We start from the raw sequence: 15,192 nt of genomic DNA on the forward strand, positions 1-15,192 counted from the left end.
ATCATCCGGCGCCTTCTCGGTACCCCTAGGGTACTTGTGTCAATGTTCCACCTGAGGCGCCCATGCTCCGTTTTTCGTTTTACCGTCCCCTGATCTGCATCAGCTGGGGGCTTGCCAGTCACAGCGCGCTTGCCGCCCTGCAACCAATGGCCGAAGCCCCACTGGCCAGCGACACCGAGCTGCATTGCCACTTCAACCGCGACGCCAGCGTCGACTGCACTACCCGCTTTCACTACACCATCCTCAAGCCAAGCGGCCGCGAAATGCTCTCGCGGATCGACTTCAGCTACCAGGAAGAAGACGGCTTCGAACTGATCAAGGCCGAGTCCACCCAGCCCGGCGGCAAACCTGTGCCCCTGGACCCGACGCAAATCGACACCCGCACCGCCCCCAACCCGGACCAGGGTTTCTCCCGGGAAAAACAGACCTCGCTGGCGTTTCCCAACCTGCGGGTCGGCACGCAAATCCGCTACACGGTGCGCGAACATCACCCGGCCAAACCGCTGATGACCGAGTTCTACTACGCCTTGCAGTTCGGCCCCAACGCCGCACGGCGCGACCACTTCAAGGCACGCTTCACCGCCGAGCGGCCGATCGAGTGGCGCAGCGAATTGATGGAGGGTTTCAGCATTACGCCATCGGCCAATCGCAAGACCCTGGACGTGGTGCAAAAGGCCCCGACCTACCTCAGCTACATCAACGAATCCGCCAACGCCTACATACGCCACGCCCCGCGTATCGAAGTCGGCAGCTCCCTGGATCGCCAGCAGTACTTCGGCGGCTTTGCCGAACGCTACAACCAGATCCTCGGCGCCAAGCTGCCGCCCCAGGGCGCCGCCGCCGTGGCCGCCGTTCGCGGCTTGCCACCGGCACAACAGGTGGCCGGCCTGATGCAGCACATCAACGACCACTATCGTTACTTGGGCGACTGGCGCGCCTCGGATCGCGGCTATGTGCCCTTCAGCCTGGCGGAGATCGAGCAGCACGGCTACGGCGACTGCAAAGACCTTTCGACGCTGCTGGCCGCCATGCTCAAGGCCAGCGGGATCAAGGCCGAACCGGCCTGGGTCAGCCGCGGCGATGTGGTTAACCCGCTGCTGATTCCCGGTACCGGCGCGCCGAACCACGCCATCGTCCGCGCCGAAGTCGATGGCCAGGTGTGGTGGCTGGACCCGACCAACCCGATCTTCGCCCCCGGCCAGACCCTGCCCGACATCCAGGACCGCTGGGTGCTGGTGACCAACGCCGAGGGCCAGGTACGTGAAGAACACATCCCGCTGCAACCCGCCGCCCCCACGTTGATCCTCGACAAACAGGAGCGCTTCGACGCCCAGGGCACCGCCCGGGTCTCGGCCACCGTTGATTTTCGCGGCATGCCGCTGATGCAACTGAGCGTCGCCGACCGCCAGCAAGGCGCCACCGCCAGCGACCAGAACATCTGCGACAACTTCGGCAAACAGATCACCGACTGCCAGGTCGAGCGCCCCGCCACCGCCTTCCTGATCCCGGCCAGCTACAAGGTCAGCGCCACCCTGACGGACATGCGGCCCCTGGAACCGCTGGGCAACGACCACGTCTACAACGATGCCTTGCTGCAAGAGAAATGGGACGGTCTGCTCAACTACCGCCGCAATGGGCAACTGGCCGACTTGTACATAGGCAACCCCGAGACGCTGGATTACACCATCACACTGTCGGGTGGGCAGATCGACAAGGACATCAAGGCTTGCCAGGTACGCTCGCCGTGGTACGACCTGGACCTGACGGGTGAGCGCGTCAAGGGCGACTGGCGTTATCACTACGTCCTGACGCAGAAAATACGCTGGCTGACCCACGATGAAATTGTCAGCGCACCGTTTGAAAAGATGATCAAGGAGATCCGTGCCTGTGGTGAGCAGGTGCATCAGGTGGTGAAGCTCTAACCCTCCCCCAGCAAAACCCCTTGCTCCCGCGCGCAGAGTTCCACCAGGTAATCCCACAACACCCGCAACCTTACCGACTTGTGCAACTCGCGCCGGGAGCTGATCCAATAGCTGCGCTGGATGCTCTCCGCCGGCAGCAGCGGCACCAGGTCCGGGTCGCTCGCCGCCATGAAGCACGGCAATACGGCAATTCCCAACCCCGAGCGCGCCGCCTGGTGCTGGGCGATCACGCTGGTGCTGTGGAACACCACTTTGGGGTTGCGGCAGAAACTGCTGAGGAATTTCAGTTCCTGGCTGAACAGTAAATCGTCGACGTAATCGATCCAGGCGTGCACCGCCAGGTCCTCGCGTTTTTCAATCGGCGGTGTGCGGTCCAGGTAGCTGCGGCTGGCGTAGAGCGCCAGGCGGTAGTCGGTGAGTTTGCGGGTCACCAGTTGGTCGACGCTGGGGCGTTCGAGGTGGATGCTGATTTCCGCTTCGCGGTTGAGGATGCTGACAAACCGTGGCACTGCCAGCAGTTCCACTTCCAGGCCCGGGTAGCGTTCGAACAGGCCGCCCATGCGACTGGCCAGGAACATCACGCCCAAACCCTCGGCCACCCCCAGGCGGATCTTGCCCAGGGGCGCGGCGGAATGGGTCAGTTCTTCTTCGGCCAGCAGCGCCACGTTTTCCATGGCTTCGGCATGTTTGAGCAGGGCTTCTCCGGAGGGCGTGAGTTCGTAACCCTGGGCGTGCTGCACGAACAGCGCAGTGCCCAGGCTTTTCTCGATGGCCTCGATGTGCCGGGCCACGGTGGCGTGGGTGGTTTTCAGGCGTTGCGCCGCCGTGAGCAAGCGTCCGCTACGCTGTAACTCAAGAAAGAACCGCAGATCATTCCAGTCGAACATGCCTTCCCCTTCTTCCCCTGAACAGCAGCGTTGTCTAAAAACGCACAGCAGCTGGGTAAAAACTAACATTTTTAAGACGAAAACTAACAACTAGGATGGGACCAATAAGAAAAACAAGCGAGGTCACAGATGCATTCTGCAGCTGATGAATACGATTACGTGGTGGTAGGCGCCGGCCCGGCGGGCTGCCTGCTGGCCAATCGACTGTCTGCCAACCCTGCCCATCGCGTGTTGCTGCTTGAAGCAGGCGGTCGCGATAACTACCCCTGGATCCATATTCCCGTCGGCTACCTGTTCTGCATCGGCAACCCGCGCACCGACTGGTGTTTCAAGACCGAAGCCCAGGAAGGCCTGCAAGGCCGTGCGCTGAGCTACCCGCGCGGCAAGGTGCTGGGCGGGTGCTCGTCCATCAACGGCATGATCTACATGCGCGGCCAGGCCCGGGATTACGACGGCTGGGCCGAGGACAATCCCGGCTGGGCCTGGAAGGATGTGCTGCCGCTGTTCAAGCAGAGCGAAAACCATTTTGCCGGTGCCTCGCAATTTCACAGTGACGGCGGTGAATGGCGGGTTGAGCAACAGCGCCTGCACTGGCCGATCCTCGATGCGTTTCGTGACGCGGCGCAGCAAAGCGGTATCGACAGCATCAGTGACTTCAACCAGGGCGACAACGAAGGCTGTGGCTATTTCCAGGTCAATCAGAAATCCGGCGTGCGCTGGAATGCGGCCAAGGCGTTTCTCAAACCGATCCGCCAGCGGCCCAACCTGACGGTGATGACCGAGGTTGAAGTCGACCGCGTACTTCTGGAGAACGGCCGTGCGGCGGCGGTGGTTGCTCGCCAGAATGGCCAGCCAGTCACGTGGCGGGCGCGCAAGGAAATCATCCTGTGCGCCGGCTCCGTCGGTTCGCCCGGCATCCTGCAACGCTCCGGTATCGGCCCCTCCAGCGTGCTCAAGCCTTTGGGCATCGATGTGCTGCACGAGTTACCCGGCGTGGGCGGCAACCTGCAGGATCACCTGCAACTGCGCCTGATCTACAAGCTGGAAAACGCCCGCACCCTGAACCAGATCGCCGGCACCGTGTGGGGCAAGATGGGCATGGGCCTGCGCTACCTGTACGACCGCAGCGGCCCGTTGTCCATGGCCCCCAGCCAGCTTGGCGCGTTTGCCCGCTCCGGGCCGGAGCAGACGTCGGCCAACCTCGAATACCACGTGCAACCGCTGTCCCTGGAGCGCTTTGGCGAACCACTGCACGGGTTCCCGGCCTTCACCGCTTCGGTGTGCGACTTGCGCCCGCAAAGCCGTGGCCGCATCGACATTCGCTCGGCCAACCCGGCAGACGCACCGCTGATCCGCCCCAACTACCTCAGCCATCCGGAAGACCTGCGGGTGGCCGCCGACGCCATTCGCCTGACCCGACGCATCGTCTCGGCGCCGGCCCTGAAGCAATTCAACCCGGTGGAGTACCTGCCCGGCGCAGAACTGCAGACGGACGAACAACTGCAGGAAGCCGCCGCCCGCATTGGCACCACGATTTTCCATCCAGTGGGCACCTGCCGCATGGGCAGCGACAAGGACGCGGTGGTCGACGCCCAACTGCGAGTGCACGGGGTTCCCGGCCTGCGCATTGCCGACGCGTCGGTCATGCCCCGCATCACTTCAGGCAACACCTGCTCACCGACGCTGATGATCGCGGAAAAAGCCGCGCAGCTTATCCTTTCGCCGAACACAAGGAGCCTCGCCCCGGAGAAAGAACTGACCTTACCGGCTTGACCTGCGGGAGCCCGGCTTGCCGGCGGTGGCGTTTTCAAGTGTTGTGCACAGCTTGAGAGCGCCATCGCCGGCAAGCCGGGCTCCTACAGGGGAATAGCGGCGCCGATGTGGCGCCGACAGTGGAACAACAATAAATAATCACTGTGAGGGCTACCCAAATGTCAGAACACGCTCAACCCCTGGGCTCCGCCACCAAGGCGCGAGACAGCAACGACACACAGAAAGTCATCTTCGCCTCCTCCCTCGGGACGGTGTTCGAGTGGTATGACTTCTTCCTCTACGGCGCCCTCGCGGCGGTGATCAGCAAGCAGTTCTTTGCCGGGGTCAACGACACCACGGCGTTTATCTTTGCCCTGATGGCCTTCGCCGCCGGCTTTGTGGTGCGTCCGTTCGGCGCGCTGGTGTTCGGTCGGCTGGGTGACATGATCGGGCGCAAGTACACCTTCCTCGCCACCATCATCCTGATGGGCCTGGCGACTTTCTGCGTGGGCCTGCTGCCGACCTATTCGAGCATCGGCATTGCCGCACCGATCATCCTCGTCGCGCTGCGCATGCTCCAGGGCCTGGCGCTGGGCGGCGAGTACGGCGGCGCAGCCACCTATGTGGCCGAGCACGCCCCGGCGGGCAAACGCGGCTTCCACACCAGCTGGATTCAATCCACCGCGACCCTCGGCCTGCTGCTGTCGCTGCTGGTGGTGCTGGCGTGCCGTTACTTCACCGGCGACCAATTCGAAGTGTGGGGCTGGCGCCTGCCGTTCCTGCTGTCGATCGTGCTGCTGGGTATCTCCACCTGGATCCGCATGAGCCTGCACGAGTCGCCGGCGTTCCTGAAAATGAAAGAGGAAGGCAAGGCCAGCAAGTCGCCGATCCGCGAGTCGTTCGGCAAATGGGAAAACCTCAAGATTGTGCTGATTGCGCTGTTCAGCATCAACGCCGGCCAGGCAGTGACGTTCTATGCCGCGCAGTTTTATGTGCTGTTCTTCCTCACGCAGTTTTTGAAGATGGACCCGGCACTGGCCAACATGCTGCTGATCATCAGCGTGGTGATTGGTGCGCCGTTCTTCATCTTCTTCGGCTGGCTTTCGGACAAGCTGGGACGCAAGCCGGTGTTGATGGTCGGCCTGCTGCTGGCCACCGCGCTGTACTTCCCGATCTTCAAGGGCCTGGCGCACTACACCAACCCGGCGATGGACCACGCCAGCCGCCAGTCGCCGATCACCGTATTGGCAGACCCGGCCACCTGCACCTTCCAGTTCGACCCGGTGGGCAAGGCGCGTTTTGACAGCCCGTGCGACAAGGTCAAGACCTTCCTGGTGAAACAGGGCCTGCCGTATGAAAGCGCGGCCGCCCCGGCGGGCAGCGCAGTGCAGGTGAGCGTGGGTGATGTGCGTATCGACGGTTACGACGAAGCCGCCCTGAAAGGCGCGGTGACCCTGGCGGGTTATCCGCAATCGGCTGATGTGGCCCAGGTCAACAAAACCATGGTGGTGGTGCTGATCGTCGCGCTGATCCTGATCGCCGCCATGTGCTACGGCCCGCTGGCAGCGCTGATGGTGGAGCTGTTCCCGACACGCATCCGCTACACCTCGCTGTCGCTGCCATACCACATCGGGAATGGCTGGTTTGGTGGCTTCCTGCCGACGGTGTCGTTTGCGCTGGTGGTGTACACCGGGGATATTTTCTATGGGCTGTGGTACCCGGTGGTCATTACCGGGGTGAGCCTGATCGTGGGGCTGATTTGCCTGAAAGAAACCAAGAACGTCGATATCGACAATAACTAAACGTCGATCCGGCCGACGCTGGAGTTTCAGTGTGGGAGCGGGCTTGCTCGCGAAAGCGGGGTGTCAGTCGCCGGATAGGTTGACTGATACACCGCGTTCGCGAGCAAGCCCGCTCCCACATTGGGTTTAGCACCAGACACACAAATTGCTGTATATCCATCCAGATAAAAGTTGCCCAATTCTGATTTATTGCTCATCCTGCTCCCCATTCAATTGCGTAGCGAATGTGGTGACCATGCGGCTGTTCCTCTGTGAAAAACCGTCCCAGGCCAAGGATATCGCCGCCGTGCTCGGCGCGACCCGGCGTGGCGACGGTTGTTGGCTGGGTTCAGGCGTGACGGTGACCTGGTGCATCGGCCACCTGCTGGAAACCGCCCCGCCCGACAGCTACGACGCCAAGTACAAGCGCTGGGTGCTGGCCGACCTGCCGATCATCCCCGAAAAGTGGAAGATGCTGGTCAAGCCCAAGACTGCCAGCCAGTTCAAGGCGGTCAAGCGTCTGCTGGGGGAATCCCAGGAACTGGTGATCGCCACCGATGCCGACCGCGAAGGCGAGATGATCGCCCGGGAGCTGGTGGAGCATTGCCGTTATCGCGGCCCCATCCAGCGGCTATGGCTCTCGGCGCTCGACGACGCGTCGATCCGCAAGGCCCTGGCCTCGTTGAAGCCAGGCGCAGAAACCTTCAGCCTCTACCATTCGGCCCTTGGCCGCTCCCGTGCCGACTGGCTGATCGGGATGAACATGAGCCGCCTGTTTACCCTGCTGGGCCAACAGTCCGGCTACCAGGGCGTGTTGCCGGTCGGCCGTGTGCAAACCCCGACCTTGCGCCTGGTAGTGGACCGGGACCGCAGCATTGCCGACTTTGTACCCGTCGCTTATTGGGCCATCGATGTGGATCTGCTCCACGACAACATCACCTTTACGGCGCAGTGGCGCGCGACCGAAGACGCCTGTGACGATCAGGGCCGCTGCCTCAATCCGCAGCTTGCCCGGGACGCCGCCAATGCCATGAGCAACGCCGCCAGCGCCCGGCTGGTCAAACTGCGTACCGAGCGCATGCGCGACGTCGCGCCCCTGCCCTTCGACCTCGGCACCCTGCAGGAAATCTGCTCGAAAAAGCTTGGCCTCGGCGCCCAGGAAACCCTGGATGTTGCCCAGTCACTCTACGAAACCCACAAGGTCATCACTTACCCACGCAGCGATTGCGGCTACCTGCCCCTGAGCCAGCACGGCGACGCGCCGAAAATCCTCGCGGCGCTGGGGCGGGCCGATCCGGCGGTGAATGAATTGATGCCACACATCGATCCGAAGCGACGCTCCCGAGCCTGGAACGACGCCAAGGTCAGCGCTCACCACGGCATCATTCCCACCGGCGCCGGCAAGGATGTCGGGCAATTGACGGGCAAGCATCGCGCCGTCTACACCTTGATTCGTGCCCGCTACCTCGCGCAGTTCCTGCCCAACCACGAGTACGACCGTACCCAGGCAGATTTCGATTGTGCCGGTGAAGCCTTGCGGGCTGTCGGTAAAGTCATCGTCGAGCCTGGCTGGAAACGCGCATTGCCGGAAGCATTGGCGCCGGCCAAGGGCCGTGAAGCACCTGCGCCGCAGTCCTTGCCAACACTGGTTCAGGGGCAGGACTACGCCGTGGCCAAGGTCAACCTCAAGGACCTGTGGACCCAGCCACCCAAACCCTTCACCGAAGGCGACCTGATCAAGGCGATGAAAAACGTCGCCAAGCTGGTGGAAGACCCGCTGCTCAAGCAAAAGCTCAAGGACACCACCGGGATCGGCACCGAAGCCACCCGCGCCGGGATCATCCAGGGCCTGCTGGACCGCGGCTACCTGGTGAAAAACGGCAAGGCGCTGTCGGCAACGCCTGCCGCGTTCAGCCTGATTGATGCAGTGCCACGGGCAATTGCCGACCCCGGTACCACCGCTATCTGGGAGCAGGCACTGGACATGGTACAAAGCGGAGAGATGAGCCTGGAAGAGTTCGTCGCCAAACAGGCGGCATGGATGAGCAAACAGGTGACCCGCTGCACTGGCATGCGCCTGACCATCAGCGGCCCGGCCAGCCCGGCCGGCCGTGGCGCCACACCGTGGAAAAACAAACGCAAACCGGCCAAGCGCAAGACGGCCACCAGCCCGAAGCGGGCGGCGAAACCGGCAAACAAAGGCTGAGAAGCACTAAGAAATCGCGACAATGACGTTTTTCGACGGGATGTATGCCGCTTTGGACCTTGCCCTGCTGCAGGCCATCCAGGATTCTGTAGGGCCTGCTAACCTCCCAACAATAACAACACCGGAGTGGCCTCCATGAAAACCGTTGCCCAAGTGCTGAAGTCCAAAGACCAGCATAACCATCAAGTCCACACCATCCCCCACGACCATACGGTATTTGAGGCCTTGATCGTGATGGCTTCGAAAAACGTCGGGGCCTTGCCAGTGCTCCAGGACGGCAAGGTGGTGGGCATCATCAGTGAACGAGACTATGCCCGTAAGGTCATCCTCCATGGATTGTCTTCGGTGACGACCAAAGCCCACGAGATCATGAATTCACCGGTGATCACCGTCGACACTCACCAGACTGTCGAGACTTGCATGACGATCATGACTGACCGACATCTGCGGCACCTGCCTGTGGTGGAGAACGGCGAGCTCCTTGGCCTGCTGTCCATCGGCGACCTGGTCAAGGAAGCGATTGCCGAACAGGCCGACCTGATCAAACAGCTGGAGCAGTACATTCGCGGCGAATAATCATTGGGGACCCCATGCTCGATACCCTGCAACATCAAGTCGATAACCAACTCGACAGCCTGCACCGGGCCATGGCCGAACGGCGCTTCCTGGTGCTGACCGGTGCGGGTATCAGCACCTCTTCGGGGATTCCCGATTATCGCGACAGCGAAGGCGTGCGCCGGGGCAAGGCACCGATGATGTACCAGGAGTTCCTGGCAACCCCGCAGGCGCGCCGCCGCTACTGGGCGCGGGCGATGCTCGGCTGGCCGAGGGTGCGTGTCGCGCAGCCGAACGCGGCGCATATCGCCCTGGCCACTCTGCAGCAACGCCAGCGCATTACCGGGCTGATCACCCAGAACGTCGACACCCTGCACGACCAGGCTGGCAGCCATGATGTGATCGAACTCCACGGCAGCCTTCACCGGGTGCTATGTCTGGATTGCCAGCAGACCAGCGAACGGGACCTGATCCAGCGCCAAATGGAAGCGGAGAATCCGTACCTGGCGGGTGTGGATGCTGTTCAAGCCCCCGACGGTGACACCCTGCTGGACCCGGCCTTTGAAGGACGTTTTCAGGTGCCCCGCTGCCCCCACTGCAGCGGGCAACGGTTGAAACCGGACGTGGTGTTTTTCGGCGAGAACGTCGCCCAGGGCACGGCAGCCAAGGCGATGGCGGCGGTGGATGACGCAGAAGGATTGCTGGTGGTGGGTTCGTCGCTGATGGCGTATTCAGCGTTTCGGTTGTGCAAGGCGATGGTCGAGCAAGGCAAGCCCGTGATTGCCATCAATCTGGGCAAGACACGGGGCGATGAGTTGCTGCAACTCAAGATCGAAGCCTCCTGCGAACGTTTGTTGCCGTTGCTGGCAGAACGCCTGGGATAGCCCAATCCTGCTTTTCTGTGGCGAGGGAGCTTGCTCCCGCTGGGCTGCGCAGCAGCCCCAAAACCGACAACCGAATGATTCCTGCAGAACCGCAGTCAGCCTGGTGGGGGCGCTTCGCACCCCAGCGGGAGCAAGCTCCCTCGCCACAAAAAGCCCCCGGATCCCGCGACCTGCCCGCACGAAAAGTGACGCCCAAGTCATGTTTTCCGCTCACACCCCCGCCCTGCAAGGATTTATGTAGTGCTCAAAAATAATCACTACATAATCGTTGACGTAACCGTTTTGTAATTGCATGATTCAAGCGTCTCCCGGATCGGGAGCGTTGGTAACACGCGTTTTGAACAAGCTCGTCTGACCGCCGAGCTGTTTTTTCCGGATGTGCACTGCCCACAAGGCAGATTGATGAAGCTGACCGGCCCGAAAGGATCGGTACAAGGAGCTCAAACGCTGCTTGTCTTCGTTATGAAACCATTGCGTAGCAGGTCATCAGCAAGACTACATGCATCGGTTCAAGACCCTGCCCGTATTCGGCAGACAGTCGCTGACGCCCGGTTTTCTGAGCCGGAGACAACTTAGTAGTTTTAACGGATCAACTAGAGATCGCCAACTGGTCAAGGGGCTTACACATGAATCTGAACAACCAACCAACTATCGATGAATTGGCTGAGATGTTCGCAGCGCAGAAAGACACGCTCGACGACCATATCCTCTGGATTGGTAAATCGGGCCAGGTCCATATTGACTGCCTGGCGCCCCACACCGTGGAAGAAGAGTTCGACAGGAATAACCGTGAACTGGCAGCGCGCCTGAAGATGTACCGCCGCGGCCAGGGTTATGTCGGCAAGAAAGCCGCCGCCGATCGCAACTTTATCGAGCAGGTCTTCCATACACTTAATACCGAGTGGCAGAACCTTAAAGGCCATTCGCAAGTTAAGGTGATCGACAGATACTGCTGATAACTACGCACTTATCACTTAAGCCTGCTCGCTTAAAACGAGCAGGCTTTTTTATGGCCGACGGTTATCGCAACAACGCCGGAAAACGCCCCTTCCCCGCTTCATCGCAAAAAATATCAAACATGGCCTGGGCCGCCGCTGAAAGTTCGTGGCCGGGCTTGGTCAGTACACCAATCGGCCGTTCGATCACCGGATCGCTCAAGGTGATGCAATGGGCGCCTGCTTCCTGCATTTGGCGTGCACACAACGCCGGCACTGCACTCACGCCCAAGCCACTGGCAACCATCTTGCCCACCGTCGCCAGTTGATGGCTCTCCAGGGCTACGGGCAGCTTCAGGTCCAGCACCTTCAGGTGTTCTTCAAGCATCACTCGTACCGTGGACGGGCGCTGCAAGGTGATGAAGGGTTGTTCCAGCAAGGTGTGCCAGGCGATATCGGAGCGGCGTGCCAATGGCGAGTCACCGGGCACCACCGCCACAAAGCGGTCCACATACAGCGGGGTGAACACCAGCGATGAGCTTTCCGACGGTTCAAACGCCACGCCCAACTCCACTTGGCGATCGCGGACCATTTCCAGCACCTGCTCGTTGATCACGTCATTCACCGTTACGTTGACCTGAGGATAGCGCGCGCGAAAAATCTTCAGGATCGGTGGCAGCAGGTTTCCGGCAAACGACGGCATCGCCGCCACCGTTACCCGCCCGCGCTGCAGGGTGAAACGCTGGCGCAACTCATCCTCGGCATTGTCCCAATCGGCGATCAGGCGCCGGGCCAGGGGCAGTAGCGATTCCCCTTCGGGAGTCAGCGCGACATTGCGCGTATTGCGGCTGAACAGCCGCCCGCCCAGGCCTTCTTCCAGGCCTTTGATGGTCAGGCTCAAGGCCGACTGGGAAAGATGCAAACGCTCACAGGCGGCCGCAAAGCTCAAGGTCTGGGCTACGGCAAGAAAGGCGCGCATCTGTTTAACTGTCATGAAGCTTCTCTCGATGGCTGAGGACTATGCTGTTTTTTAAATCAATCAACCTTAAAAAACAACTTAACAAATCAATCCGTCGGCGCAACACTCGGTTCATATGGCTGGCCCACAAACAATAAAAGAGGTGCATATGGCAGGTTTTGATAAACGCGTAGCGTCCTATGAAGAGGCGCTGGCAGGCCTGGAAGATGGCATGACGGTTCTTGCCGGAGGTTTTGGCCTGTGCGGCATCCCGGAAAACCTCATTGCCGAAATCAAGCGCAAAGGCACCCGCAACCTGACCGTGGTCTCCAACAACTGCGGCGTCGACGGCTTCGGCCTGGGCCTGCTGCTGGAAGGCAAGCAGATCAGCAAGGTCTTCGCGTCCTACGTCGGTGAAAACGCCCTGTTCGAGAAGCAACTGCTCAGCGGCGAAATCGAAGTGGTCCTGACGCCCCAAGGCACCCTCGCCGAAAAACTGCGCGCAGGCGGTGCCGGCATCCCGGCCTTCTTCACCGCTACCGGCGTCGGCACGCCAGTCGCTGAAGGCAAGGAAACCCGCGAGTTCAACGGTCGCCCGTACCTGATGGAAGAATCCATCACCGGCGACTTCGCCATCGTCAAAGGCTGGAAAGCCGACCACTTCGGCAATGTGATCTATCGCCATACCGCCCAGAACTTCAACCCGCTGGCCGCCACCGCCGGCAGGATCACCGTGGTCGAAGTCGAAGAAATCGTCGAACCGGGCGAGCTGGACCCGGCGCATATCCACACCCCAGGGATCTACGTCGACCGGATCATTTGCGGCACCTTCGAGAAGCGCATCGAACAGCGCACCCTCCGCAAATAATCCACCAGCCCAGATAATAAGGAGACAAAAAATGGCTCTTACCCGCGAACAAATGGCTCAACGCGTCGCCCGCGAAATGCAGGACGGTTTCTACGTCAACCTCGGCATCGGCATTCCGACCCTGGTGGCCAACTACATCCCAGAAGGCATGGAGGTCATGCTGCAGTCGGAAAACGGCCTGCTGGGCATGGGTCCGTTTCCTACTGAAGAAACCATCGATGCCGACATGATCAACGCCGGCAAACAGACCGTCACCGCGCGCATTGGCGCATCGATCTTCTCCTCGGCCGAGTCCTTCGCGATGATTCGCGGCGGCCATGTCGACCTGACCGTGCTCGGCGCGTTTGAGGTCGATGTACAAGGCAACATCGCCTCGTGGATGATCCCCGGCAAGCTGGTCAAGGGCATGGGCGGCGCGATGGACCTGGTGGCCGGTGCCGAGAACATCATCGTGATCATGACCCACGCGTCCAAGGACGGTGAATCCAAGTTGCTGAGCCAGTGCAGCCTGCCGCTGACCGGCGCCAACTGCATCAAGCGCGTGCTGACGGACCTGGCCTACCTGGAAATCGAAAATGGCGCTTTTGTCCTCAAGGAACGCGCACCTGGCGTCAGTGTTGAAGAGATCGTCAGCAAGACAGCCGGTAAACTGATCGTCCCGGACCACGTTCCAGAAATGCACTTCCAGTGAGGACAGATTCCATGCAAGACGTCGTGATTGTTGCTGCCACCCGCACCGCCGTGGGCAGCTTCCAAGGTTCGCTGGCAAGCATCCCGGCCCCGGAGCTGGGGGCTGCGGTGATCCGTCGCCTGCTGGAGCAGACCGGCATCGACCCGGCACTCGTGGATGAAGTGATCCTTGGCCAGGTGCTCACCGCCGGTAGCGGCCAGAACCCGGCCCGCCAGGCCTCGATCCTCGCCGGCCTGCCCCACGCCGTGCCGGCGCTGACCCTGAACAAGGTCTGCGGCTCGGGGCTCAAGGCGCTGCACCTGGGCGCACAAGCGATCCGTTGCGGCGATGCCGAGGTAATCATCGCCGGCGGCATGGAGAACATGAGCCTGGCCCCGTACATATTGCCGGCCGCCCGCACCGGCCTGCGCATGGGCCATGCGAAGATGATCGACAGCATGATCACCGACGGTCTGTGGGATGCGTTCAACGACTACCACATGGGCATCACCGCCGAGAACCTGGTGGACAAGTACGGCATCAGCCGTGAAGCCCAGGACGCCTTCGCCGCCGCCTCCCAGCAAAAAGCCACGGCGGCCATTGAAGCTGGGCGTTTCAGCGATGAGATCACACCGATCCTGATTCCCCAGCGCAAGGGCGACCCGGTGGCCTTCGCCGTGGACGAACAGCCACGCGCCGGCACCACCGCCGAATCCCTGGCCAAGCTCAAGCCGGCCTTCAAGAAAGACGGCACCGTCACCGCCGGCAACGCATCCAGCCTCAACGACGGCGCGGCTGCCGTGCTGCTGATGAGCGCGGACAAAGCCAAGGCGCTCGGCTTGCCAGTGCTGGCCCGAATCGCCAGCTACGCCAACGCCGGCGTCGATCCCGCGATCATGGGCATTGGCCCGGTATCGGCCACCCGCCGCTGCCTGGACAAGGCCGGCTGGAGCCTGGGCGACCTGGACCTGATCGAAGCCAACGAAGCCTTTGCCGCGCAGTCACTGGCGGTGGGCAAAGAGCTGGAATGGGACGCGGCCAAGGTCAACGTCAACGGCGGCGCGATTGCCATCGGCCACCCGATTGGCGCGTCAGGCTGCCGTGTGCTGGTGACCCTGCTGCATGAAATGATCAAGCGTGACGCCAAGAAAGGCCTGGCCACCCTGTGCATCGGTGGCGGGCAAGGTGTAGCCCTGGCCCTTGAACGCAGCTGATTTCAAAGAGCAACATGGAAAAGGCCCGGTTCCACGAAAACCGGGCCTTTTCTTTATCGGTCAGTCCCGCGCCTGGGGCACCGCAAACACCGCATTTGCCCGCACCACCACCTTCTCCCCGACCTGCACGCTGACCGTGGCAAACGCCATCTGCCGCCCGCGCTTGTGATGCTCCAGACGCACCTCGACCCACTCCCCTACCTGCACCGCGCCGAGATAGTCCAGGGTCATGCTCGCCGTGATCAACGGCAGCGGCGGCTCGCTGGAAAAGGCCATGGCGTAGCCCATGCCCACATCCGCCAGGGTGGCCAGCACGCCACCGTGCACGGTGCCGCGTCCGTTGGCGTGGCGGTTGTCGGCGCGCAGGCCGATTTCCAGCTGCAAGCCTTCACCTCGGCTATACACCGGGCCAAGCAGGTCCAGGAGTGGACTGCTTCGACGCAGCGGGGTAAAGCCTTCGGGGATGGCATGGGCAGTCATGTCAGGTTCTTCCTTGGGGACAAGGCTGGAGGTGTATCCCACCGCCGCCATCCGGACCATCAACATCAGCCCGGTAAATC

At 61.6% G+C, this 15,192-nt stretch carries 13 protein-coding genes; 10 read left to right on the top strand and 3 right to left on the bottom strand.

What is annotated here, in order from left to right; translation table 11 throughout:
- Positions 1-62 precede the first annotated feature (62 nt).
- The gene (locus A462_RS13950; RefSeq protein ID WP_008435877.1) at positions 63-1,922 is read left to right on the top strand and encodes a DUF3857 domain-containing transglutaminase family protein; all 1,860 of its coding nucleotides are present in this window, start codon (positions 63-65) and stop codon (positions 1,920-1,922) included.
- Here A462_RS13950 and A462_RS13945 read toward each other — a convergent pair.
- Positions 1,919-2,809 (bottom strand): LysR family transcriptional regulator, encoded by an 891-nt coding sequence (locus A462_RS13945; protein ID WP_003211603.1) that lies wholly within the window; start codon positions 2,807-2,809, stop codon positions 1,919-1,921. The two genes, A462_RS13950 and A462_RS13945, sit on opposite strands and share 4 nt — an antisense overlap.
- A gap of 129 nt (positions 2,810-2,938) precedes the next feature.
- Here A462_RS13945 and A462_RS13940 point away from each other — a divergent pair, with 129 nt between their 5' ends.
- The 6 genes from A462_RS13940 (at position 2,939) to A462_RS13915 (ending at position 10,943) form a co-directional block, all read left to right on the top strand.
- Entirely contained in the window at positions 2,939-4,582 is a 1,644-nt protein-coding gene (locus A462_RS13940) for a GMC family oxidoreductase (protein ID WP_008435878.1), read from the top strand.
- A 158-nt stretch (positions 4,583-4,740) separates the two neighbouring features.
- A complete protein-coding gene (locus A462_RS13935; RefSeq protein WP_008435879.1) occupies positions 4,741-6,363 on the top strand; it encodes an MFS transporter in 1,623 nt (540 codons plus the stop codon).
- A gap of 235 nt (positions 6,364-6,598) precedes the next feature.
- A complete protein-coding gene (locus tag A462_RS13930) occupies positions 6,599-8,548 on the top strand; it encodes a DNA topoisomerase III (protein ID WP_008435880.1) in 1,950 nt (649 codons plus the stop codon).
- A 135-nt stretch (positions 8,549-8,683) separates the two neighbouring features.
- Entirely contained in the window at positions 8,684-9,124 is a 441-nt protein-coding gene (locus A462_RS13925) for a CBS domain-containing protein (RefSeq protein ID WP_003211614.1), read from the top strand.
- 14 nt (positions 9,125-9,138) lie between these two features.
- Positions 9,139-9,987, top strand: coding sequence for an NAD-dependent protein deacetylase (locus tag A462_RS13920; RefSeq protein WP_008435881.1), 849 nt, complete (start codon positions 9,139-9,141; stop codon positions 9,985-9,987).
- Positions 9,988-10,613: 626 nt separating this feature from the next.
- Complete coding sequence (locus A462_RS13915; protein WP_003211618.1) at positions 10,614-10,943, top strand: hypothetical protein; 330 nt, start codon at positions 10,614-10,616, stop codon at positions 10,941-10,943.
- Positions 10,944-11,007: 64 nt separating this feature from the next.
- Here the strand turns inward: A462_RS13915 and A462_RS13910 are convergent, their stop codons facing one another.
- The gene (locus A462_RS13910) at positions 11,008-11,916 is read right to left on the bottom strand and encodes a LysR family transcriptional regulator (RefSeq protein WP_032899462.1); all 909 of its coding nucleotides are present in this window, start codon (positions 11,914-11,916) and stop codon (positions 11,008-11,010) included.
- Positions 11,917-12,049: 133 nt separating this feature from the next.
- On the opposite strand from A462_RS13910, the gene A462_RS13905 reads away from it, so the two are divergent.
- The 3 genes from A462_RS13905 to A462_RS13895 are packed head-to-tail and all read left to right on the top strand — an operon-like array spanning position 12,050 to position 14,632.
- Positions 12,050-12,748, top strand: coding sequence for a CoA transferase subunit A (locus A462_RS13905; protein ID WP_008435892.1), 699 nt, complete (start codon positions 12,050-12,052; stop codon positions 12,746-12,748).
- Positions 12,749-12,779: 31 nt separating this feature from the next.
- Positions 12,780-13,439: a CoA transferase subunit B gene (locus A462_RS13900; protein WP_003211625.1), complete on the top strand. Its 660-nt coding sequence runs from the start codon at positions 12,780-12,782 to the stop codon at positions 13,437-13,439.
- Positions 13,440-13,450: 11 nt separating this feature from the next.
- Positions 13,451-14,632, top strand: coding sequence for an acetyl-CoA C-acetyltransferase (locus tag A462_RS13895; RefSeq protein ID WP_008435893.1), 1,182 nt, complete (start codon positions 13,451-13,453; stop codon positions 14,630-14,632).
- A 60-nt stretch (positions 14,633-14,692) separates the two neighbouring features.
- On the opposite strand, the gene A462_RS13890 is transcribed toward A462_RS13895, so the two are convergent.
- Positions 14,693-15,112 (bottom strand): PaaI family thioesterase, encoded by a 420-nt coding sequence (locus A462_RS13890; RefSeq protein ID WP_003211628.1) that lies wholly within the window; start codon positions 15,110-15,112, stop codon positions 14,693-14,695.
- Between the last annotated feature and the right edge of the window lie 80 nt (positions 15,113-15,192).

Source organism: Pseudomonas sp. Ag1 (assembly GCF_000278565.1).
GTDB lineage: Bacteria > Pseudomonadota > Gammaproteobacteria > Pseudomonadales > Pseudomonadaceae > Aquipseudomonas.

What these genes read in the sequence shown, in the direction of transcription:
- A462_RS13950 (WP_008435877.1), top strand. Translation starts at nt 63, where the DNA reads ATGCTCCGTTTTTCGTTTTACCGTCCCCTGATCTGCATCAGCTGGGGG.
- A462_RS13945 (WP_003211603.1), bottom strand. Translation starts at nt 2,809, where the DNA reads ATGTTCGACTGGAATGATCTGCGGTTCTTTCTTGAGTTACAGCGTAGC.
- A462_RS13940 (WP_008435878.1), top strand. Translation starts at nt 2,939, where the DNA reads ATGCATTCTGCAGCTGATGAATACGATTACGTGGTGGTAGGCGCCGGC.
- A462_RS13935 (WP_008435879.1), top strand. Translation starts at nt 4,741, where the DNA reads ATGTCAGAACACGCTCAACCCCTGGGCTCCGCCACCAAGGCGCGAGAC.
- A462_RS13930 (WP_008435880.1), top strand. Translation starts at nt 6,599, where the DNA reads ATGCGGCTGTTCCTCTGTGAAAAACCGTCCCAGGCCAAGGATATCGCC.
- A462_RS13925 (WP_003211614.1), top strand. Translation starts at nt 8,684, where the DNA reads ATGAAAACCGTTGCCCAAGTGCTGAAGTCCAAAGACCAGCATAACCAT.
- A462_RS13920 (WP_008435881.1), top strand. Translation starts at nt 9,139, where the DNA reads ATGCTCGATACCCTGCAACATCAAGTCGATAACCAACTCGACAGCCTG.
- A462_RS13915 (WP_003211618.1), top strand. Translation starts at nt 10,614, where the DNA reads ATGAATCTGAACAACCAACCAACTATCGATGAATTGGCTGAGATGTTC.
- A462_RS13910 (WP_032899462.1), bottom strand. Translation starts at nt 11,916, where the DNA reads ATGACAGTTAAACAGATGCGCGCCTTTCTTGCCGTAGCCCAGACCTTG.
- A462_RS13905 (WP_008435892.1), top strand. Translation starts at nt 12,050, where the DNA reads ATGGCAGGTTTTGATAAACGCGTAGCGTCCTATGAAGAGGCGCTGGCA.
- A462_RS13900 (WP_003211625.1), top strand. Translation starts at nt 12,780, where the DNA reads ATGGCTCTTACCCGCGAACAAATGGCTCAACGCGTCGCCCGCGAAATG.
- A462_RS13895 (WP_008435893.1), top strand. Translation starts at nt 13,451, where the DNA reads ATGCAAGACGTCGTGATTGTTGCTGCCACCCGCACCGCCGTGGGCAGC.
- A462_RS13890 (WP_003211628.1), bottom strand. Translation starts at nt 15,112, where the DNA reads ATGACTGCCCATGCCATCCCCGAAGGCTTTACCCCGCTGCGTCGAAGC.